The following is a 22867-nucleotide window of genomic DNA, read 5'->3' as shown; positions in this document are numbered from 1 at the left end:
AAAAAAAAACTGCCCGCATGCGGGCAGTTTTCATAATTAAGTCAAACGAAATTAGCGACAGGACGATGGCAAATACTTAGACGTGAGCGGATTGGTTGCACCAGCCTTACAAGTCCATTTAACAGAACCCGCAGTTGTTAACGGACTCAACGCGAGAGTAGCACCACCAATACCCTTAGCAGTTCCGTTAGTTTTCATGGTAGCAACAATCAAACCATTAGAAATTTTCGTACTGGAAACGTACTTACCTGACACATCGGATGCTACACCAGCCTGACCATTAGATACAGGATAGGTACCCTTGTTAGACCAATATTCAACTACAGCTGACTCTAAGCCACCACCTAGACTCAGCGCTTCTGATACTTGCGAGCGAGCTGTGTAATCTTGATAAGCAGGCAGTGCTACCGCGGCCAAAATACCGATAATCGCAACTACGATCATCAATTCAATAAGCGTAAAACCCTTTTGCATCGCTTTCATAATGAATCTCCAGAAATGTTAGTAAGTTATTTGTTAAAAACGTCGAACTCGATTTCCCTGATGCAAGCACAATACCAATCTATCAAATGTCTCGTTAAGCCGACGTAATCATCAAAATAGCACAAACCGCAACCAAAAAAACCTAATCCTGCATAAAAATCCACGCCAATAAAACAAAATGACAGAAACTTTTTATGACGAAACAAGGCAATGCAAGCCATTTTGCGCATTATGTGACGTTTTTTGTCAGTGAAGGCGGACACAAAGCAAGCTTGAGTTTAATAAGATCAAGCTCTTTTTCCTCATCTATACTTAAAGTTCGTGCAGTAAGTATAGAATTTACAGTGGCTTATCGTTTACAGTTAAGCCTATTAGTTAAATCTGCCTTACTTTATAAGTCTAAAAATTAGTTTACTAAATGGCAGGAGCGCCCATGAACACGCCCACTCATTTGAACGGCCTTGCACGTCGATTAGTTGCAGACAACTTGCTGGACGCTGAAACCGCGAGAAAGGCTTTGGCTCAGTCGGGCAAAGAAAAAATTCCATTCGTTCAGCACTTGGTCACTAGCGGTATTCTCGACTCTCGTACGATTGCCCGCGCCGCTTCAGAAGAGTTTGGCGCACCTTTATTCGATTTGGACGCACTGAGTAAAGACGCAATGCCCGATAAGCTCGTAGATGAAAAGCTTATCCGCAAGCACCACGCTCTCCCTATCATCAAGCGTGGTACTCGCTTATTTCTTGCGGTCGCCGACCCAACTGATCTACACGCGCTCGACGAGATCAAATTTAATACCGGATTAAATACAGATGCTGTGCTTGTTGAAGCAGACAAACTAGCTACCGCTATTGATAAATTTTTAACCGCCCAAGATAACCTAAACGATGCGCTGGGAGGCTTGGACGACGCTGATCTCGATAATCTCGATATTCAGGCTGTTGACGATAACGGAGACAACGAGGACAAAACCTCAGAAGCAGATGAAGCCCCCATTGTTAAATACATTAACAAGGTTCTTTTAGATGCTATTAAAGGCGGATCGTCGGATATTCACTTCGAGCCTTATGAAAAATCATACCGTGTCCGTTTTCGTACCGACGGCGTACTCCATGAAGTTGCCAGACCACCGGTAAACCTTGCGAGCCGTATGGCTGCCCGCTTAAAAGTAATGTCGCAAATGGACATATCTGAGCGCCGCGTACCTCAGGATGGCCGTATAAAACTTAAAGTTTCTAAAACTCGTGCGATTGACTTCCGGGTAAACACCCTGCCGACCTTGTTTGGCGAGAAGATTGTGTTGCGTATTCTTGACCCTAGCTCTGCCAAACTTGGGATCGATGCATTGGGCTATGAAGATTTCCAGAAAAAACTCTATCTTGATGCTCTGGCGCAATCACAAGGGATGATTCTTGTTACCGGCCCCACGGGTAGTGGTAAAACTGTTTCTCTTTACACCGGCCTTAATATTCTCAACACGCCAGAATTAAATATTTCTACTGCGGAAGACCCTGTTGAAATTAACCTTGAAGGTATTAATCAGGTTCAAATGAATACCAAGGTGGGGCTAACCTTCGCGGAAGCTCTTAGGTCTTTCCTTCGTCAAGACCCTGATATAGTGATGGTGGGTGAGATTCGCGATTTAGAAACCGCCGAAATTGCAATTAAAGCTGCGCAAACAGGTCACTTGGTTTTATCCACACTACACACTAATAGTGCACCTGAAACACTTACACGCTTGATGAATATGGGCGTTCCGGCATTTAACATTGCCACAAGCGTGAGTTTGATTATTGCGCAACGGCTGGCTCGTCGTTTGTGCTCCAGCTGTAAAAAACCGGCGACCGATATACCTCCAGCTATTCTTACCGAAGAAGGCTTCGACGATATAGGAATACCAAGATCCGAGTTCCAACTTTTTCACCCCGTTGGCTGCGCACATTGCAATGGCGGTTACAAAGGTCGGGTGGGTGTTTATGAAGTGGTTCGCATTACCCCCGCGATTGCCAATCTTATAATGGAAGGCGGCAACTCTTTGCAAATTGCGCGTGTCGCTAAAGAAGCAGGCTTTAATAATTTGAGAATATCCGCATTGCGCAAAGTTGCAATGGGGCTAACCAGCCTTGAAGAGGCTAACCGAGTCACCAAGGATTAACCTATGGCTACTACCACAACCGCTAAAACAATCACTAAACCCAGTGTGGTAACCAACACTTACACCTATAAAGGTGTGGACAGAAAGGGCACCCAAGTACAGGGAGAAATCAACAGTTCCAGCCCTGCTCTCGCAAAAGCACAGTTATTGAAGCAAGGCATCACCGCAAAGTCTGTTAGCAAAAAATCCAAGCCGCTTTTTGGGAGCAGTGGAAAGGCCATCAAACCGGTCGATATAGCCGTATTTGCGCGCCAAATGGCAACCATGATGAAAGCCGGCGTTCCATTGGTTCAAGCCTTCGACATTGTGGCGGATGGATTGGAAAACCCTAATCTTAAAAAACTGGTGCTAACAATTCGCGACAGCGTTGCTGCAGGCGGCGGCTTCGCCCCTTCGTTAAGAGAACACCCAAAATATTTTGATGACCTTTTTTGTAACCTCGTGGATGCCGGTGAACAAGCGGGCGCGCTGGAAACCATGTTGGATCGCATTGCCACCTATAAAGAAAAAACCGAAAAGTTAAAGGCCAAAATTAAAAAAGCACTTAGCTATCCAATTGCCGTTATCGTTGTTGCAATCGTCGTAACCGGTATTCTTTTGGTAAAAGTTGTACCCCAATTTGCAGAAACTTTCAGTAGCTTTGGCGCAAACCTACCTGCGTTTACGCTCTTTGTATTACATCTTTCAGAGCTTGCGCAACAATACTGGTTGTTTTTTTTGTTTGGCATGGCGGGCGGGGTATTTTTGTTTAGAGAGGCGGCGCGTCGCTCCAAAAAATTTGCCTATTTGATTGACCGTTACATTTTAAAAATACCTGTAGTAGGCCAAATTATATATCTCTCGGTAATGGCTCGCTTCGCGCGAACCTTGTCAACAACCTTTGCCGCTGGTGTTCCGCTAATCGAAGCATTGACATCCGTTGCCGGAGCGGCGGGAAACCAAATTTATTCGGACGCAATACTTAAAGTTCGTGAAGATGTTTCCACCGGTATTCAATTGAACACCGCATTAAAAACACGCGGTGTATTCCCGACCTTATTGATACAAATGGCTGCTATTGGCGAAGAGTCAGGTGCGCTTGATGCCATGCTGGATAAAGTAGCAACCTACTATGAGGAAGCCGTAGACAATACCGTCGACAGCCTGACGTCGTTGCTTGAACCCATGATTATGTCTGTACTTGGCATATTAGTGGGTGGGTTGATGGTGGCTATGTATATGCCAATATTCCAACTCGGCCAAGTGGTATAAGCGTGTCAGATATTGTCAAAGCTTTAGAGTTATACCCTCTACTCGGAATAATTAGCGCGGGAATTTTAGGTTTATTAGTCGGCAGCTTTTTAAATGTAGTCATATATCGCCTCCCTAAAATGATGGAACGCGAATGGCGCGCTCAGTGTGTAGAGTTTTTAGGTGCAGATAAAATCAAGGATGATTCTTTAACGAAACCATCCGCTGAAAAGTTTAATTTAGTTACACCTAACTCCACATGCCCCTCTTGCGGACATAAAATAAAGCCATGGGAAAATATTCCGGTTATTAGTTATGTTTTTCTTCGCGGCAAATGCTCTGCTTGCAAAACATCAATATCGCTGCGCTACCCCATCATTGAAGCTATCACTGGAATCCTGTCGGCTATTGCCATCTACACTTTCGGGCCTAATACCACTGGATTAGCCGGCTTACTTTTCACTTGGTGCTTAATTGCACTTACCATGATTGACTTTGATACCCAGCTATTGCCCGATAGCATCACCCTGCCTCTTTTGTGGCTTGGTTTAATCGCAAACTATTTTGGACTCTTTACTAGTCTTGATAGCGCTCTTTGGGGAGCCATTGGCGGCTACCTGTCATTATTTTCGGTCTATTGGTTATTCAAATTATTAACCGGCAAAGAAGGAATGGGCTTTGGTGATTTCAAACTGCTTGGGGCTCTTGGTGCTTGGCTTGGTTGGCAAATGCTTTTGCAAATTATTATGTTGAGCGCATTTGCGGGCGCCATTATTGGAATCAGTATGATTGTTATTCGAGGGCGAGACAGAAATATCCCCATCCCTTTCGGCCCCTATTTAGCGATTGCTGGTTGGATCGCGCTCATGTGGGGGCACGATATTAATCAGCTCTACTTGAGCTATGCGTTTGGCCACAGATAGTGGTCATTTAAAAAAATGATCGTCGGTTTAACAGGTGGTATAGGCAGCGGAAAATCAGAAGTCTCCGCCAGATTTGAGCGTTTGGGAATTATCGTTGTCGATGCAGATATGATTGCAAGGCAAGTTGTTGAACCCGGTGGTCTTGTACTTGAAAAAATTGCAGAACATTTCGGTAAAGCAATAATTACAAAAGACGGAGCGCTGGATAGAAAACAACTTCGCAGCATTATTTTCGAACAACCTTCTGAGAAAATTTGGCTGGAAAGTTTACTTCACCCGATCATCCGCGCAGAGACTATCGCTCAGCTAAATAGCAGCCAAAGCCCCTACACAATTCTTTCATCCCCATTATTACTTGAAACTAATCAACACGAATTGGTAGATCGCGTTTTGGTAGTGGATGCAGATGAAACCCTCCAAGTTTCTCGCGCCAGCTCGCGAGACTCAATCTCGCCAGAAAATATCCAAAAAATAATGCAATCACAGCTAAGCCGTTCTGCGCGTTGCGCAAAGGCCGATGATATTATTCTCAATCACGGTGACCTTCACGAATTGCAAGATCAGGTTGAATTTTTGCACGCACGCTACCTTCATTTAGCCCAACAAACACACTGAATATCAAAATGCATTCAACAGAACCAGACATCATTAAACTCAACTGCCCCACCTGCAAAAAACTGGTGTTGTGGAACGATGAATTCCCACACAGACCTTTTTGCTCTGACCGCTGTCGCTTAATCGATTTAGGTGAATGGGCAAGTGAGAATCACAAAATTGCTGGAAAATCTTTAGACCAACCGCCTGAAGATGAAGGTGATGATTTCTAAACGATTGAAACTTACTTCCACCATTCACTGATAGCCGCTATACCTTGCGCACCTTTTTGCACAGCGACGGGTAAATCAGACTCTTTCATTCCCCCCAAAGCAAAGACCGGCATCTTTGCTTTCACCACCAGTTCCTCGAATTGCTCCCAGCCCATTCCTAGCGCATCAGGGTGCGATCGCGTGGCGAGTACCGGCGATAAACAAATAAAATCCACGCCAATGTTTTGCGCATGTTGAATTTCAAGCTCGTTGTGGCAAGACGCGCCCAAAAGAATATTTGTAGAAACAGGTCTGGTTTCGCAACTCAAAAGATTCTTTGAGTTTAAATGCAAACCTATATGTTCGCTGAAAGAACGGTTTTTAAAGGTGTCTGGATTTGTATTTATTAATAGGTTTGCTGAATAATTTCGACAAATATCTAGCGCACGCGGAGCCAAGTGAGTGAGCTTAGAATTATCCTGAACACGCAATTGCACCAGCCGGACACCATGCTTAAGTGCATTATCTAAACGTGAGTCAAATTCAGAATCGCTTTCAAAATTTCCCGTTATCAACAAACGATTCGGTAAATTTATGGCCTTAATGATTGGGCGATTTGCCGCAGGGAACTCGTACTGACTTAAGTTTTCAGGAGCAACCCACAAAATAGGTTGCCCTTCATTTCCTTTAGGCTCACCGGTAAAGGCGGTGACTTTGTGAACATCCAACAAAACTGTTTTATCGCCATAATCATGGCGAATTTTTATTAAAGGCTCTGTAGAGAGTGTTTGAATTGCAAGTTCTTCGCTTAACTCTCTTTTCAACGCATCAAACACTGTCTCGCCCGATTCGACTTTACCACCGGGGAATTCCCATAGTCCGCCCTGATGAGCATCCTCAGGCCGCTTTGCAATTAAAATAGTGCCATCCTTCCCAAGAATGACACCCACTGCAACATGAACAACTCGAGGCACGCTACAGCTTCCTATGATCTGTAATCCGCGTTGATGCGAACATATTCATAGGAGAGATCAGTAGTCCAGATAGTTTCCGCAAAATCACCGCGATTCAAATTGATATTGATAGCAATATCGGAACCGCTCATCACTTTTTGCCCCTGCTCTTCTGTATAGCTAGCCGCGCGACCGCCTTTCTCGACGATCAACACATCATTTAGATGTACGACAACTTTGGTAGCATCGAGATTGGTTAGACCAGCGTATCCAATCGCAGCAACAATGCGGCCCCAGTTTGGATCTGATGCGAAGAGTGCGGTTTTAATAAGGGGTGAATGTGCAACCGCATAGCCGACGTCCAAACACTCATCGCGACTTGCTCCACCGCTTACGGCAACTGTAACGAATTTTGTTGCCCCCTCCCCGTCACTCACAATACTTTTTGCAAGATGCACATGAGCAGCCAAAATAGTTGCACGCAATTTTTCGTAAAGCGCGCCGCTAGCTTCAGTAATTTCTGGCAAGTCTACTTGGCCCGACGCAATTAAAATGCAGGAATCATTAGTGGATGTGTCCCCGTCAATCGTAATTCGGTTGAACGATTTATCGGCGGCCTCGCGAGCAAGCTGTTGCAGCAAAGGCTGGGAAATTTTTGCATCGGTGGCGATATAGCCCAACATGGTGGCCATGTTAGGTTTGATCATTCCTGCACCTTTGGCGATACCGTTTACCGTAATGGTTTTTCCTTCAAACTCAAACTGTTCGCTAAATCCCTTCGGGCGAGTATCCGTTGTCATGATGCCTGCACCTGCGTCATCCCAACCATTTTCGTTTGCTTTCGCCAAAGCCTCTGGAATCGCTGCAATTATTTTCGCAACCGGTAGGGGCTCACCGATTACGCCGGTGGAAAAAGGCAAAACCTGTTCCGTTTTAACGCCTTTTGCCTCAGCGATAGCTGCACAAGTTGCTTTGGCATCCAGCAAACCTTGCTCACCAGTACAGGCATTAGCATTACCTGAATTAATGACCAAAAAGCGGATAGGTGCTTTGCTTAAATGCTCGCGACAAACGGTAACGGGTGCAGCGCAAAATGCATTTTTGGTAAAGACTCCGGCAACATTACTGCCTTCGGCAAGTTCAAACAAAACCACGTCGCGACGATTAACTTTTTTAATCCCAGCGCAAACTGCGGTTAACTTTACACCTTTAACAGGGTGCATTACGGGAAAAGGATATTCACCTACAGCCATGATTTTTCTCGCCTACTTGATAATTTAAAATGAATTTTTAACTCTGCCTCAATAAAAAAGAGATGCTCAACATCTCTTTTTTATTGTTACGAATACTTTGGAAGTTATTCCAAAGCACCGTGACAACTTTTGAATTTCTTACCCGAACCACATGGACATGGATCATTACGACCAACTTTACGACCTTCGCGAATTATCGGTGCTTGAGTCAATTTGGGTTGCGGCATAGCTTCGGTTAAAGATGCTGCTTGCTCATGTTGCAGCTGCATTTTTTGGCGAGCTAATTCTTCGCGACGCTGTTGCTCCATAGCTTCCATTTGCTCACGTGTAATCGGCTCAACACGCGCCATTAAATGCACGGTTTCACGCTTCACGTTGTTTAACATACTTTGGAAAAGCTCAAAAGATTCGCGCTTGTATTCTTGCTTAGGATTACGTTGCGCGTAGGAACGCAAGTTAATTCCCTGACGTAAATGATCCATGCTTGCCAGCTGCTCTTTCCAGCAGTTATCAAGCACTTGTAGCATCACTTGTTTTTCAATTTCTAACAGGATATCGCCAACACGTTCGCACTTGGCATCGTAAGCGGCTTGAATTTCATCGATAACTTTTTGACGTAAACTTTCTTCATGCAGCTGGGTGTCCTCTTCCAACCACTTGGCGATTGGCAGATGCAAACCAAAATCCATTTCAATTTGTTTTTCCAAACCTGGAATATCCCACTGATCTTCAATGGATTGTGGTGGAATATGATTCAACAAGAGTTCATTCACAACATCCGCACGAATAGCAGTGATAGTGTCGCGAATGTTTTCTGCTTCTAAAAGCTCGTTTCGTTGATGATAAATAATTTGACGCTGATCGTTGGCTACATCGTCAAACTCAAGCAGCTGCTTACGAATATCGAAGTTGCGTCCTTCTACTTTACGTTGCGCTTTTTCGATTGCATTGTTCACCATGCGGTGTTCAATTGCTTCGCCCTTCTCCATACCCAATGCTTGCATAAAACCACGTACGCGGTCAGATGCAAAAATACGCATCAAGTTATCTTCCAGCGACAAATAAAAACGCGTTAAACCTGGGTCACCTTGGCGACCCGCACGACCACGCAATTGATTGTCGATACGGCGCGACTCGTGGCGCTCGGTACCGATAATATGCAGGCCGCCAGCATTGATAACCATTTCGTGGCGTTTTTTCCATTCGCTTTTAATTGCTGCGATTTTTTCCTCGGTAGGATTCTCAAGCGCATCCACCTCGGATTCCCAGCGCCCACCCAATACGATATCCGTACCACGACCAGCCATGTTAGTTGCGATGGTTACAGTTCCAGGGCGACCGGCTTGAGCAATAATTTCCGCTTCCTGCGCGTGGAATTTTGCGTTGAGCACGCGGTGCTGAATGCCTGCAGCGTTCAATCTGCGGGACATTTCTTCAGACGTCTCAATCGACGCAGTACCTACCAAAATGGGTGCATTTTTTTCTTGGTACGCTTTAATATCTCTAACAATCGCTTCGTATTTTTCTTCAACGGTTAAAAAAACCAAGTCGTTTAAATCGATACGTTGTTTAGGTTTGTTGGTAGGAATAACCACAACGTCCAAACCATAAATTTCGCGGAATTCGTAGGCTTCTGTATCTGCGGTACCCGTCATACCAGAGAGCACAGGGTAAAGACGGAAATAGTTTTGGAAAGTGGTAGACGCAAGTGTCTGGCTTTCGCTTTGAATAGCAACGCCTTCTTTTGCTTCAATCGCCTGATGTAAACCTTCGCTCAGACGGCGGCCTTGCATGGTACGACCAGTGTGTTCATCGATAAGAACAACCTGATTATCTTGCACAATATATTCAACGTCGCGATGGAAAAGTGCGCGCGCTTTTAATGCAGAACCTACGTGATGCAGAAGCGTTAAATTATTTGCAGCGTAAAGGTTTTCGTCTTCTTTTAACAAACCCGCTTTAACCAGCAAGTCTTCAACGTGTTGATGACCTTGTTCAGTCAACTCGACCTGACGACTTTTTTCGTCCACGGTGAAATCACCCGGTTCAGTGATTACTCTGCGATCGCCATCTTCACCGTTATCGATTTGTTTCTTTAATTTGCTCACAAGCAAATGCATACGCTTGTAGAGTTCTGAACTATTCTCAGCGTGACCAGAAATGATTAACGGTGTACGCGCCTCGTCGATAAGGATTGAGTCTACTTCGTCGACCACCGCAAAATTCAGTGGGCGCTGCACTTTATCGGCTTTGTTCAACGCCATGTTATCGCGCAGATAATCAAAGCCGTATTCGTTGTTGGTGCCGTAAGTGACATCTGCAGCGTACGCTTCACGTTTGGTTTCTGAAGATTGCATCGACAAGATAACGCCAACGCTCATCCCCAAAAATTCATAGACAGGACGCATCCAGTTGGCATCGCGGCTGGCGAGATAATCGTTCACCGTCACAACATGAACACCTTTGCCAGAAAGAGCATGTAAATAACTTGGTAAGGTCGACACCAGAGTTTTACCTTCACCGGTACGCATTTCTGCAATGCGACCTTCGTGCAGAGTCATACCACCTATTAATTGCACGTCGAAATGGCGCATATTCATCACGCGACGGCTGGCCTCACGCACCACAGCGAAAGCTTCGGGCAACAAATTATCGAGAGTTTCACCTTTCTGATAACGATCACGGAATTCTTGTGTTTTAGCTTTCAATTGCTCATCAGAGAGCGCTTGCATGGCTGGCTCTAAGGCATTGATACGAGCAACTACTTTGCCCATACGCTTCAGCTCACGATCGTTTTTCGAGCCGAATATGGATTTCAATAACTTGTTTAACATGTCTTTTACCATCAATAACAAAAACGAAATAGGGTGAAACCAAGCGAGACTTGTGCACGCTTAGAGAAACAGGTTGGCATTAGCCAGGAGAAGGAATTATCGACTTGCGGTGTGGAGATAGGTCGCAGGATCTACCACGCGACCATTTTTATAGACTTCGAAATGAACATGGGGTGCCGTAGATCGCCCCGTCGAGCCGACCAGTGCAATGACCTGGCCCTTTTTAACAACATCACCCGCTTTTACCAGATTGACCTTGTTGTGCGCGTAGCGAGTTTCAAAACTACCGCCGTGATTAATCTCCAGCAAGTTGCCGTAATCACTCGTCAGGGTCGAGGTGGTCACAACTCCCGGCGCAACTGCTGTTATGGCAGTGCCTTGCGGAGCGGTAAAATCGATACCGGAATGAAATTCCTTTTTACCGTTAAAAGGATCCGTTCGGTAACCGAAAGTGGAAGACAAATAGCCGTTTTCAACAGGCAAACTATCAAACAAAGCTTCCATATCGAAGCTACGGGTCATGAGAATAGAGTCTAAGGCCTTGAATTGCTGCTCACGATTCTGAACAGTTTGACCTAACTGATCCATGGAAAGCAGAAAATCTGCCGGCGCTTGCGCACTGGTTTCTTTTCCTAAAGGACCGCCGACCCCCGGAAGCTGACGAAAATCAAACTCACCTTTGTCTAATTTCGCGACTTTCACCAACCGCTCGCCTAAGGCATCCAAACGCACTAAACGAGCTTGTAGCTCAGCGACTTTTGCGGTTAGAGCCTCAACTTGGCCCTCACTTTGTTTGGATTTTTCGAGCTTTTTCTGCTCACTGAGCCCCCAATCGGGTGCTTCTGCGTTAAAAGCATCTTTCTTATCGAAATTGACGAGCCAACTATAACCCCACGCGCCCAGAGCTGTCGGTATCCCCAACAAACAGACAGACAGCAGCGCACGCGTCCAACCACCAAGGGTTAGACTACGGGTTTGTCCATGATCTGAGTTGACGATAATAATTTTCATTAAGCGATTCGTACTTCGAAAATCGGTTTTGTTGGTAATTAAATTCTTACGCTTTTTTAAACGCACTTAGAAATTTGAATTTTATTATCCCTTAAAAATCAGCAACTTATGTTTTTGCCTTAATTTTTAAAGACTAAAAAGCCGAAACCCGCGAACTATTATTAGATGCGGGGGGGCGAAATATCTCATAGTAGGGAAGGAATTTCCAACAAAAATTGAGTTGCCTTTCACAAGCTTGGCAACTCAATTAGTGAGGCTTAAGCCACTGAAGCCGCTCTTGAGAAGGTGATGGGTGCGCTTTGTTCATCTTGGAATGTGACATATTCCCAAGCGTCTTTCTGCTCCATAAGCAAACGCAGCGCGCGGTTATTTAAAGAATGGCCTGATTTGTGAGCGCGATATTCGCACAACAAACTGTTGCCTAAAAGGTACAAATCCCCAATAGCATCAAGGACTTTGTGCTTTACGAACTCATCTTCATAGCGCAAGCCGTCCTCGTTGAGAATGCGGTATTCATCCACAACGATGGCGTTATCCATACTTCCACCCTGAGCTAAGCCCTTGGAGCGCAAGTATTCGATTTCATGCATAAAGCCGAAGGTACGAGCGCGACTGATCTCTTGCACGAAGGTTTTGCTAGAAAAGTCCACCGTTGTTTCCAAGTTGCGGCCTTGGAATACTGGCAAATCGAATGCAATGGAAAAGTTAACCTTAAAACCGTCGAACGGCAGGAAAGTAGCGACCTTATCGCCGTCTTTGAGCGTAACTTCTTTCAGAACGCGAACGAATTTCTTAGGTGCATCTTGCTCTTGGACACCCGCCGATTGGAGAAGGAAGATAAAAGGCCCCGCGCTTCCGTCCATGATAGGCACTTCGGGAGCGTCGAGTTCCACGACAGCATTGTCTATTCCCAAACCGGCCATGGCAGACAGAATATGCTCGACGGTAGATACACGAACGTCCCCACTGATCAAACAGGTAGACAAGGTGGTTTCACCCACATTGTGCGCCGTAGCTTTTATTTCGACTGGGGGATTTAAATCAGTTCGACGGAAAATGATTCCCGAATCAATCTCACCGGGAAGCAGGGTCAAGTAAATTTTTTGACCGGTATGCAAACCAACACCCGTGGCACGAACGGCATTTTTGAGTGTTCTTTGTTTAATCATGAGGAGCAGCCCTTATCAATCAGAGAAGCTCAAAATACTCAGCAGCGGGAGCGACTTGTTAGGGAGTGCTGTTGAGTATTTTGAACGGACGCAAACAATCTAGCCGGATCGCTTACATCTTTAATGGGGCCATACTAGCAATATCAAGGGCAAGTGACCAATTAGGTGAACCAATTGCCCTTATAGCCAAGACTTAATTAGTCAGCTTGACGACGCAAAAACGCTGGAATATCAAGATATTCCAAGTCTTTATCAGCCAACGGAGCCGCTGCCACAGCGTGCGAAGAAGCATTCGCGCGCAAGTGAGCTGGACGATCCAGAGCGCTGTAATCAATTTGGCCAGAACTACGGCGAGTGTTATCAACAACCACTTTAGTCGCCGCAGGTTTTACGACTTCTTTTGGAGCCGGAGCGGCGGCTTGACCCAGAACACCCAAGCCAGTTGCAACCACGGTAACACGCAACTCGTTAGTCAACTCAGGATCAATTACAGTACCCACCACTACAGTTGCATCTGCCGATGCAAATTCATTGATAATTTCGCCCACTTCGGTGAACTCGCCCATTGTCATATCAATGCCAGCAGTTACGTTAACCAAAATACCGCGTGCGCCCTGCAGATTTACATCTTCTAACAGTGGACTACGGATGGCCGCTTCAGCAGCTTCGCGTGCACGGTTATCGCCGCTTGCACGTCCAGTTCCCATCATTGCCAGCCCCATTTCAGACATCACAGTGCGAACGTCTGCGAAGTCCACGTTGATCATCCCCGGACGAATAATCAAATCAGCGATACCTTGAACAGCACCGAGCAACACATTATTGGCAGCTTTGAACGCATCCAACAGTGACGTTTGCTTGCCCAACACGGACAACAATTTTTCGTTAGGAATAGTGATCAACGAATCAACGCGATCACCCAATTCCTTTATGCCCGCTTCGGCGATTGCCATACGTTTGCGACCTTCGAACGGGAATGGTTTGGTAACTACAGCAACCGTTAAGATGCCGAGCTCGCGCGCAACTTCTGCAATCACAGGAGCGCCACCAGTACCTGTACCACCGCCCATGCCAGCAGCGATGAACACCATATCGGCACCGCGTAATACTTCAGCGATACGTTCGCGATCTTCCATGGCGGCCTGACGACCGATTTCTGGATTCGCACCGGCACCCAAACCTTTGGTCATTGAGTTACCGAGTTGTAAAACAGTGCGCGCATCAATATCTTTCAGTGCTTGCGCGTCAGTATTGGCGCAAATAAATTCTACGCCTTCTACTTTATTCGCAATCATGTGCTTGACCGCGTTGCCGCCGCCACCGCCCACACCGATAACTTTGATCACAGCGCTTTGATGAATGCTATCTATTAATTCAAACATGGCCACTCCCCTTTCCCTTAACAAGTCTGCAAAAGTTAAAACAAATTATGTAAACAAAAAGTTAAAAATTACTTTGGAAAAGTCTTTTTAGCTTTCCGAAAATTGAACCCTGCGCATCTTTGGTGTGATGGGCCGAACGGCCACTATCTTGATGCTGCTGCTTCATGGCATAAATCAACAAACCCACGGCGGTCGAGTAAATTGGGTTATTCACAATATCTGACAAGCCGCGAACATTTTGTGGAGAACCTAAACGAACTGGCATATGGAAAATTTCCTCAGCCAACTCCACAACACCTTCCATTTTTGAGGTGCCACCCGTCAATACGATGCCGGCGGCAATTAAATCTTCGTAACCACTGCGGCGCAATTCAGATTGCACCAAAGTAAATAATTCGTCGTAACGCGGTTCAACAACTTCAGCCAACGCTTGACGAGATAAATCTCGCGGCTGGCGATCACCTACACTTGGCACTTTTATGGTTTCGTCTGGGCTGGTCAACTTCGCCAACGCACAGGCATATTTGATTTTTATATCTTCTGCATTGGGCGTTGGCGTACGTAACGCCATGGCGATATCATTAGTGACTTGATCACCTGCGATTGGAATTACGCCCGTATGGCGAATAGCGCCATCTTTAAAAATCGCGATATCGGTTGTACCGCCACCAATATCCACTACGCATACACCCAACTCTTTTTCATCGTCGGTCAATACCGCGTAGCTGGATGCAAGTTGCTCCAAAATAATGTCTTCAACTTCCAAGCCGCAGCGGCGAATACATTTTTCAATGTTTTGTGCAGCGTTTACTGCACAGGTAACCAAATGAACTTTGGCTTCCAGACGAACGCCAGACATTCCCAATGGCTCTTTGACGCCATCTTGGTCATCAATCAAAAATTCTTGCGGCAGGATGTGGAGTATTTTTTGATCAGCAGGAATCGCCACCGCTTGGGCCGCGTCTATAACACGTTCCAAATCCTGCGGAAAAACTTCGCGATCGCGAATGGCAACAATACCGTGTGAGTTCAAACTGCGAATGTGGCTGCCCGCGATACCTGCGTAAACCGAATGAATTTGGCAGCCGGCCATCAACTCGGCTTCTTCAATGGCGCGCTGAATAGATAACACGGTAGATTCGATATTAACGACAACGCCCTTCTTCAAACCGGTTGAACGGTGCGAACCTATACCGACAATTTCAAGAATACCTTCTGGAGTTATAGCGCCAACAATAGCGACGACCTTGGATGTCCCTATATCCAGGCCTACGATCATTTTGTTGTCACTAACATTTGCCATCAGGTGGACCTCATTATTCCGATCTTCGTTGGTGGAAGACCGCTCATTATTTTTATTCCGCAGCGGTTCAAGTTGCTTGCAATTCGCTTACTTGGTTGGAGCGACGATTTCAGGTTTCAGGTATTTTTTTGCTGTCTCGGAATCTGGAATCCATTGCACCGAAACACCGTTGGAATACCTCACATCAATCGCTTTTACATCACTCCAAACACTGCTCAAAAATTTATCGTATACAGTAACAAATCTACGCAATTTTTCCATCACTTCTTCGCGTCCAATTGCAATTTCTTTCTCATTTTTTAGTGTTAATCGCCAAGATTTTTTGTTATCGCACTTCAACGCCACAATTTCGAGGCCGCGCGACCGTAAAAGGGTCGATAAATCTTGATACTGCTGCATAATTTCGCGCGCATTTATTTCATTTCCCTGCAACCAAGGAAGACCAATTAGCTTGTCAGTTTCCTTTACGCGAATGATTTCACCGCGCTGATTGAGAAAACCATTTGCATCCCAACGAGCGATGGGCGTTTGCTCTGCAATTTTTACAACCAAGGTATCCGGCCAACGACGACTTAGATAAACATGATCAACCCAAGGGTCTTCTTGAAGCTCAGTTTTCAAATGAGCCAAATTCAGTTGTAGGAAATCACCGTCAATTTCGCGCTCAATTAATTCCATCGCCCGATCTTTCGACAGATACTGAAACTGCCCCTCTACCGCAACGCTTTTTAACGGCCGCTCGAGTAATTGCGCTAAAGGATCAGAAACAAAATAGGCGATTCCCGCAAATAGAGTCACCAACAAACCCAAGCCCACACCGCGATAAATAAGTTTGCGCGAAACGTTTGCCCTGACCTCTTCAACTGCCGTCATTTTGGATGCGGATGAAGAGGTTGACTTGCCCCCTTGAGGCGAAACCTTGCTATAGCCTTTTTCGCGTCGCAAGCTCGATTCGCTGCGCGCCATAATCGGATCATCGAAAACAACACGACTGCGCTCCAAAGGTGCCGCATTTTTTTTGGATGCGCCGCTCTCTGTGGATTCAGCCCCTTTACCCAAAAGTCGTGTCTTTCCAAATACGCTCGTTTTGCTTTCTGCCTTTTTTGCACCTACTGCATCACGAGCGGTTAATTTTTTATCGCCAACGATGGACGTTTTTACTTTCGACTCTCGCCTCGGCGACTCCTGCATGAGCACATCTCGCTCGAACAAGCGATTTGCACCGACTAACCTGTCGGAAACTGCGGGGCGATCCGTTTTTGGCGTTTTACTTTTCATGCGGTTTGAGTGCACACCTTCACAGACTGCAACGCAAAATGGTGAGCACCAACTCGCTAAAACTTAAACCGCGAACCTTGGCAGCCATAGGCACTAGACTGTGGCTGGTCATTCCCGGTGCAGTGTTAACTTCCAACAAGTAAAAATTCAGGGATTTATCGGCCATAACATCCACACGCCCCCATCCTTCACAACCAACCGCATGAAATGCTGCTAAGGCAAGTGATTTCAATTCGGATTCTTTCTCTGCACTCAATCCGCAGGGGCAGATATATCGAGTGTCATTCGCAATATATTTTGCGTTGAAGTCATAAAAGGTATGATCCGTTTCTAGTTTGATAGGTGGTAAGGCTTCATCGTCCAGTATTGCAACAGTAAACTCACTTCCCACGATCAGTCGCTCAGCAATCACACTACCGTCATACTTTTCCGCGTTTGCAAAAGCATCTGCTAATTCTTGAGCAGTTTTCACGCGCGCCATGCCAATACTTGAGCCTTCATGGGCTGGCTTGACCATGACTTCGCCACCTAAATCAGACAGCACTTTTTCCCAATTGCTATTTGCCGTTAAGACTGCGAATTCCGGAGTCGACAAATTAACGCCGCGCCATAATTGTTTTGTGCGCAATTTATCCATTGCCAAAGCTGACGACTGTACGCCACTACCCGTAAACGGAATCTTTAAATATTCCAGCACGGCTTGGATGCGACCGTCTTCACCGCCAGCACCATGAAGCGCCAAAAACGCGCGATCTATTTTTGCCGCTTGTATATCTGCAATTGCATTGTCACCTACATCAATAGCGACATGGTCTATCCCTGCCTCCACCAAAGCCGCAACAACAGCAGCTCCACTTTGCAAGGAAATTTCTCGCTCAGACGATGTTCCACCCAAAAGAACACCAACGCGGCCGAGTTGCTGTTTCAAATCATCACTAACGGGTAACTTTACTGGTTGCATTTAACTCAAAACCTCACTGCAAATTTCGTTTTGCCAACTCGGGTGATAGCACACCCACATTGCCTGCGCCTTGGGTAATAACTATGTCCCCGGCGCGCACCAAATCTTTAATAATGTCCGGCACACCTTCTACATTTTCGACAAAAATAGGTTCAATCACCCCGCGCGCCCGAATGCTGCGGCAGAGATGGCGACTGTCTGCTCCGGGAATAGGGTCTTCGCCAGCGCTGTAAACTTCCAACATCACCAGCGAATCCACCGTTGATAAGACTTCAACAAAATCTTCGTATAAATCGCGGGTACGTGTGTAACGGTGCGGTTGATAAACCATGACCAAGCGGCGATCAGGCCAACCATCACGAACTGCTTTAATAACTGCGGCTACTTCGCGTGGGTGATGACCGTAATCATCCACCAACATGGCTTCACCATTTCCGATCGGAAAATTTCCGTAGACTTGAAAACGGCGACCTACACCTTGGAAATTCGCGAGACCTTGTTGAATGGCTTCATCGCTAATACCTTCATCGGTAGCAACGGCAATAACCGCTGTCGCATTCAGTACGTTGTGAATCCCAACTGCATTTAAACGAATGTGAAGCGGCTTTTCGAAACCGGGGCGAACAACATCGAACTCAGAATGCATTTGTGATTGTTTGATATTGATCGCATGAAAATCACACTTGTTACTGAAACCGTAGGTCAAAATGGGGCGCGCTACTTCAGGGATAATGTCGCGAATAACCGGGTCTTCACCACAAAGAACAGCAAGACCGTAAAAAGGTAAGTTGTGGAGAAAATCGATAAAGGTTTTTTTCAGCTTTGAAAAATCACCACCGTAGGTTTCCATGTGGTCGGCATCGATATTGGTAACAATGGCCACCATAGGTTGAAGGTGCAAAAAGGACGCATCGCTTTCATCAGCCTCAGCAACCAAATAACGGCTAGCGCCCAACTGAGCATTTGTACCCGTGCTATTAACCAAACCGCCAATAATAAACGTAGGGTCTTGTTTCGCCGCTGCCAAAATGGAAGCAAGCAAACTTGTGGTTGTTGTTTTTCCATGAGTACCCGCAACAGCAATACCGTGGCGATAACGCATCAGCTCACCCAACATTTCTGCACGGCGAACGATTGGAATACGCAATTTACGTGCGTGAATAATCTCGGGGTTGGTGTTATTCACCGCACTGGAATTTACGACTACATCGGCACCGAATACATTTTTGGCTTCGTGCCCAATAAATACTGTCGCACCTTTTTTAACCAAAGACTCAGTTACGTTAGATGCTTTTATATCTGAACCGGAAATTTCGTAACCTTGGTTGAGCAGAACCTCGGCAATACCGCTCATACCCGCGCCGCCTATACCAATAAAATGTATACGGCGAATTCTGCGCATTTCGGGCACTTCGTAAAAGTCTTTCATATTTTTTGGGGCCTTATCCACGGGCCACCTCCACACAAATAGAAGCAACGGTTTCTGCTGCTTGCGGTAAGGCAAGCGAACGCGCGTTTGTTGCCATTTCTTTTAATTTGGCGCGCTCATGCAATTGATCTGTTAACAAAGAAGCAAGTTTTTCTGCGGTTAAATCTTTTTGAACCAAGGAAATACCGGCGCCAGCTTTCACTAAAATGTTAGCGTTATGAGTTTGGTGGTCATCAATCGCTGTAGGCAAAGGAATCAAAACAGCCGCCACTCCCGCTGCGGCCAATTCGCTAACGGTTAATGCACCCGCTCTGCAAATAACGAGATCAGCCCAAGCGTATGCTGCGGCCATATCTTCAACAAAGGCATCTACTTTTGCGTTCACTTGATACTGCATGTAGGACGCAATTGTCGATTCCAAATGATTTTTTCCAGATTGATGTCTCACCAATGGGCGCGAACCAGCAGGCAATTTTGCTAAGGCTTGCGGCACCAATTCATTAATTGCCTTGGCTCCCAAACTTCCGCCCAGCACTAAAAGATGTAAATGCCCCTCACCGCGTGCTTCATAACGTTCGGTAGGAATAGCTAAATTGGCGATAAGATGACGGACAGGATTACCCACAACTTTTGCGATTATATTTTTGTTTAAAAATGCATCTTCAAAAGCAGCAAGCACGCGAGCCGCAATTTTAGAAAGCAAACGATTGGTAGTACCTGCGATAGCATTTTGCTCATGGATGACCAAAGGCACGTCCAATATTTTTGCGGCCACTCCACCAGGGCCCGAAGCAAAACCACCGAAACCAATAACAACATTTGGCTTCACCCGCTTTAAAATTGAAACAGCTTGAGCTACCGCCAATAAAATTAAGAAAGGCGCTTTAATCAAACCCAAAATCCCACGGCCACGCACACCTTCAACACGAATGTGATTGAGTGGGATATTGGCAGCAGGCACCAAGGAATTTTCGATTCCGCGTGGCGTGCCCAGCCATTCCACATGCGCACCTTTGTTTCTGAGAACATCGGCAACGGCGAGCGCAGGAAAAACGTGGCCGCCAGTTCCACCCGCCATAATCATTACCGTTAAATCTGCGGAGGAATTCATCATAAAACCACCGCTTTACGTTTCGTTGTGTTTGATTGCTGCGGAGCCAAAGCTTCTGCGCCATTTAATCCCGCGACTTCCCACTGAGCACGTAGAACAAACGCCATCAACATGCAGCAAATCAATAAGCTACTTCCACCATAACTAATAAACGGTAAGGTCAAACCCTTCGTTGGTAGTAGACCCGAAGACACACCGATATTTACAAAAACTTGAAAGCTAAACAGGATCGCAACACCAAAGGTCGCGAGTGCTGCAAATACCTTTCCGCGAGCCAAGTTGTTTTTGGCAACCATAATGATGCGGACAACCAGCGCTGCAAATAAGCCAACCATGACAACTGCGCCCAGCAAACCAAATTCCTCCGCGATAATTGCGAAAATAAAATCTGTGTGAGCCTCTGGTAAAAAGAATAATTTTTGAAGGCTGTTGCCCAACCCTAATCCGGTCCATTCACCGCGACCGAATCCAATCAATGATTGCGTTAATTGATAGCCGCCGTTTAATGGATCAGCCCAAGGATCAAGATAAGTCACCAAACGCTGCATACGATAAGGAGAAAAAATAGCAACAGACGCCATGCCAGCCGCCGCAATAATGATAAGCAACAAGAAATGCCAAATGCGGACGCCTGCAATGAACATCATTGAAATAACCGTTACGGTTAAAACAACTGAGCTACCAAAGTCAGGCTCTAATAAAAGAAGAAACACAAAAACGCCTAGCAACATCAAAGGCTTTAAAAAACCTTGCCAACCAAAATGCAATTCATGATATCGACGCGAGAAAAAACTGGCGAAAAAGATGATTGCGCAGACCTTCGCTATTTCAGAAGCCTGTACCATGATGAAACCTAAATTCAACCAGCGACGACTACCGTTAACGCGATGCCCGATTCCAGGAATCAATACAATCAACAAAAGAAATAGCGTAAATATTAAAAAATGCGCGGCGTACTTTTCCCAAATACTGATTGGAATAGCTACAACAAAAGTGGCAAGGGCCAGGCCCATGATTAAATAGGCCGTGTGCCGTTTTGCAAAATACCAAGCGTCGTTGTGTGTAAATTTGGAGGCTGCTGAGAAAGATATGGATGCAGAGGTCACCATGATCAAACCCACAGATAACAATACAAACCACAAACACAATAACGGCCAGTCGATACGCTGGCCCAATGTCAGATTGGAATGTTGAAATGTGCTAACGGGGCTTGATGCTGTCATCATAAACCTCTTCCCGTTTTATCTTGCAAGGCGAGCACTTGGGCGCAAAATTGCTCACCGCGATCTTCATAGTTCTTAAACATGTCGAAGGATGCGCAGGCGGGAGATAGCAAAACAGCATCGCCAGATTTGGCAAGCTCATAAGCAGTTTGAACTGCATCTTGCATTGAATTAGCAAAACTACATTGCGCATGTCCTTTTACAGCATCAGCAATCAACTGAGCATCTCGCCCGATAAGCACTAAATGACACGGATTTTTTTCTAAAGTGGGATTTAACTCTTTAAAATCTTGTCCTTTGCCTTCACCACCGGCAATAACAATCAACTGCGCTGGTGGACGAGATAATCCCGCAATCGCCGCGACTGTTGCGCCTATATTTGTACCTTTGGAATCGTTATAAAAATCAACGCCGCTTTTGGTAGCAACATATTCACAACGGTGATGCAGACCGCGAAACTCTTTCAGGGTTTCAATCATCGCATCTACTGGAATACCTGCTGCATCACCAAGCGCCAGTGCAGCTAATGCATTATCAACATTATGCTTGCCGCTGATTTTTAACTCTTTGGCATCAAGCAGTGGTTTTAGATTTTTCGCTAGATAGGTTTTACCCTCGTCTTCGATCAAACCAAAACTGCCAAAATCTGCTTTGCCTCCGAAATAAATAGGCTTTGCATTCGCAGCTAGCGGTGGATGAGTGAGAACGTCATTGCGATTAACGACTATATGTTCTGCACCGAAGTACACGCGAAGCTTAGCGAGAATGTAAGCACGCATATCTGTGTAACGATCCAGATGATCAGCACTGATATTTAAAATGGTCGCAACCTTGGCGTTTAACTTGGATACGGTTTCCAATTGAAAGCTGGAAAGCTCCATGACATAAAGCTCAATGTCATCGGCCAACAACTCGAGCGCAGGCGTTCCCAAGTTGCCACCTACGGCGACTTTTATACCGGCTGTTTTTGCCATTTCGCCGACTAAAGTAGTCACCGTACTTTTTGCATTGGATCCCGTAATGGCCACTATTGGTGCCTTCGCATAACGAACAAATAATTCAATATCGCCAATCACTGGGATGCCTTGCGCTTTTGCCGCTGCAATCGCTGGTGTCTCCGCGGCAACACCGGGGCTTAGAATAATTTCATCGCAATTGAATAAGGTATCTGAACGCAGTTCACCTAACTCAAGTTGAACGTTGGGAAACTCGGATTTTATTTTCTCCAAGTTAGGCGGTGACAAGCGCGTATCCAGTAACACGAACGCCAATTTTTGCTGCGCAAGAAAGCGCGCAACCGACAAGCCGGTAATGCCGGTGCCGATAATGGCTTTAATGCGATTGGTAGCGATCATTTGTGTCA

At 45.8% G+C, this 22867-nt stretch carries 20 protein-coding genes; 6 read left to right on the top strand and 14 right to left on the bottom strand.

The features are described from left to right. Positions 1–51 precede the first annotated feature (51 nt). Complete coding sequence (locus U1F02_RS13585; RefSeq protein WP_409991050.1) at positions 52–474, bottom strand: pilin; 423 nt, start codon at positions 472–474, stop codon at positions 52–54. Between the two features lie 203 nt (positions 475–677). On the opposite strand from U1F02_RS13585, the gene U1F02_RS13580 reads away from it, so the two are divergent. Genes U1F02_RS13580 through yacG form a run of 6 tightly spaced genes read left to right on the top strand, consistent with a single transcriptional unit; the run spans position 678 to position 5618 of the window. Then, positions 678–893: a hypothetical protein gene (locus U1F02_RS13580; protein ID WP_409990944.1), complete on the top strand. Its 216-nt coding sequence runs from the start codon at positions 678–680 to the stop codon at positions 891–893. Between the two features lie 23 nt (positions 894–916). After that, positions 917–2638 carry a type IV-A pilus assembly ATPase PilB gene (gene pilB, locus U1F02_RS13575; protein WP_409990943.1) on the top strand — a complete coding sequence of 574 codons (1722 nt, stop codon included), beginning with the start codon at positions 917–919 and terminating at the stop codon, positions 2636–2638. Between the two features lie 3 nt (positions 2639–2641). After that, positions 2642–3889 carry a type II secretion system F family protein gene (locus tag U1F02_RS13570; protein WP_409990942.1) on the top strand — a complete coding sequence of 416 codons (1248 nt, stop codon included), beginning with the start codon at positions 2642–2644 and terminating at the stop codon, positions 3887–3889. Further along, entirely contained in the window at positions 3886–4791 is a 906-nt protein-coding gene (locus U1F02_RS13565) for a prepilin peptidase (RefSeq protein WP_409991049.1), read from the top strand. Before U1F02_RS13570 ends, U1F02_RS13565 begins: the two co-directional genes overlap by 4 nt. A gap of 15 nt (positions 4792–4806) precedes the next feature. After that, positions 4807–5406: a dephospho-CoA kinase gene (coaE, locus tag U1F02_RS13560; RefSeq protein ID WP_409990941.1), complete on the top strand. Its 600-nt coding sequence runs from the start codon at positions 4807–4809 to the stop codon at positions 5404–5406. An 8-nt stretch (positions 5407–5414) separates the two neighbouring features. Further along, positions 5415–5618 carry a DNA gyrase inhibitor YacG gene (gene yacG / locus U1F02_RS13555; RefSeq protein ID WP_409990940.1) on the top strand — a complete coding sequence of 68 codons (204 nt, stop codon included), beginning with the start codon at positions 5415–5417 and terminating at the stop codon, positions 5616–5618. Between the two features lie 11 nt (positions 5619–5629). Here yacG and U1F02_RS13550 read toward each other — a convergent pair whose 3' ends face one another. From U1F02_RS13550 to murD, 13 genes are all read right to left on the bottom strand, one after another. Continuing rightward, positions 5630–6571 carry a Nudix family hydrolase gene (locus U1F02_RS13550; protein WP_409990939.1) on the bottom strand — a complete coding sequence of 314 codons (942 nt, stop codon included), beginning with the start codon at positions 6569–6571 and terminating at the stop codon, positions 5630–5632. Positions 6572–6582: 11 nt separating this feature from the next. Further along, positions 6583–7803 carry a bifunctional glutamate N-acetyltransferase/amino-acid acetyltransferase ArgJ gene (gene argJ, locus U1F02_RS13545; RefSeq protein WP_409990938.1) on the bottom strand — a complete coding sequence of 407 codons (1221 nt, stop codon included), beginning with the start codon at positions 7801–7803 and terminating at the stop codon, positions 6583–6585. A gap of 104 nt (positions 7804–7907) precedes the next feature. Then, positions 7908–10637 (bottom strand): preprotein translocase subunit SecA, encoded by a 2730-nt coding sequence (gene secA, locus U1F02_RS13540; RefSeq protein WP_409990937.1) that lies wholly within the window; start codon positions 10635–10637, stop codon positions 7908–7910. 96 nt (positions 10638–10733) lie between these two features. Then, on the bottom strand, positions 10734–11648 hold the full coding sequence (locus tag U1F02_RS13535; RefSeq protein WP_409990936.1) for a peptidoglycan DD-metalloendopeptidase family protein: 915 nt from the start codon (positions 11646–11648) through the stop codon (positions 10734–10736). A gap of 257 nt (positions 11649–11905) precedes the next feature. Beyond that, positions 11906–12817, bottom strand: coding sequence for a UDP-3-O-acyl-N-acetylglucosamine deacetylase (lpxC, locus tag U1F02_RS13530; protein ID WP_409990935.1), 912 nt, complete (start codon positions 12815–12817; stop codon positions 11906–11908). A 197-nt stretch (positions 12818–13014) separates the two neighbouring features. Next, complete coding sequence (ftsZ, locus tag U1F02_RS13525) at positions 13015–14199, bottom strand: cell division protein FtsZ (protein WP_409990934.1); 1185 nt, start codon at positions 14197–14199, stop codon at positions 13015–13017. 61 nt (positions 14200–14260) lie between these two features. Continuing rightward, complete coding sequence (gene ftsA / locus U1F02_RS13520) at positions 14261–15502, bottom strand: cell division protein FtsA (protein ID WP_409990933.1); 1242 nt, start codon at positions 15500–15502, stop codon at positions 14261–14263. Between the two features lie 87 nt (positions 15503–15589). Further along, positions 15590–16780 (bottom strand): cell division protein FtsQ/DivIB, encoded by a 1191-nt coding sequence (locus tag U1F02_RS13515; RefSeq protein ID WP_409990932.1) that lies wholly within the window; start codon positions 16778–16780, stop codon positions 15590–15592. Positions 16781–16799: 19 nt separating this feature from the next. Beyond that, the gene (locus U1F02_RS13510) at positions 16800–17741 is read right to left on the bottom strand and encodes a D-alanine--D-alanine ligase (RefSeq protein WP_409990931.1); all 942 of its coding nucleotides are present in this window, start codon (positions 17739–17741) and stop codon (positions 16800–16802) included. A gap of 13 nt (positions 17742–17754) precedes the next feature. Next, positions 17755–19170: a UDP-N-acetylmuramate--L-alanine ligase gene (murC, locus tag U1F02_RS13505; RefSeq protein ID WP_409991048.1), complete on the bottom strand. Its 1416-nt coding sequence runs from the start codon at positions 19168–19170 to the stop codon at positions 17755–17757. A 13-nt stretch (positions 19171–19183) separates the two neighbouring features. Further along, a complete protein-coding gene (murG, locus tag U1F02_RS13500; protein WP_409991047.1) occupies positions 19184–20281 on the bottom strand; it encodes an undecaprenyldiphospho-muramoylpentapeptide beta-N-acetylglucosaminyltransferase in 1098 nt (365 codons plus the stop codon). After that, positions 20281–21507, bottom strand: coding sequence for a putative lipid II flippase FtsW (gene ftsW / locus U1F02_RS13495; RefSeq protein ID WP_409990930.1), 1227 nt, complete (start codon positions 21505–21507; stop codon positions 20281–20283). Before ftsW ends, murG begins: the two co-directional genes overlap by 1 nt. Continuing rightward, positions 21504–22859, bottom strand: coding sequence for a UDP-N-acetylmuramoyl-L-alanine--D-glutamate ligase (gene murD, locus U1F02_RS13490; RefSeq protein ID WP_409990929.1), 1356 nt, complete (start codon positions 22857–22859; stop codon positions 21504–21506). The genes ftsW and murD overlap by 4 nt, the downstream gene beginning before the upstream one ends. Between the last annotated feature and the right edge of the window lie 8 nt (positions 22860–22867).

The organism is Cellvibrio sp. (genome assembly GCF_046347455.1).
In the GTDB taxonomy this organism is placed as follows: domain Bacteria; phylum Pseudomonadota; class Gammaproteobacteria; order Pseudomonadales; family Cellvibrionaceae; genus Cellvibrio.
Note: the sequence above shows the minus strand (reverse complement) of the source record. Positions and strands in the feature narration are given on the sequence as shown.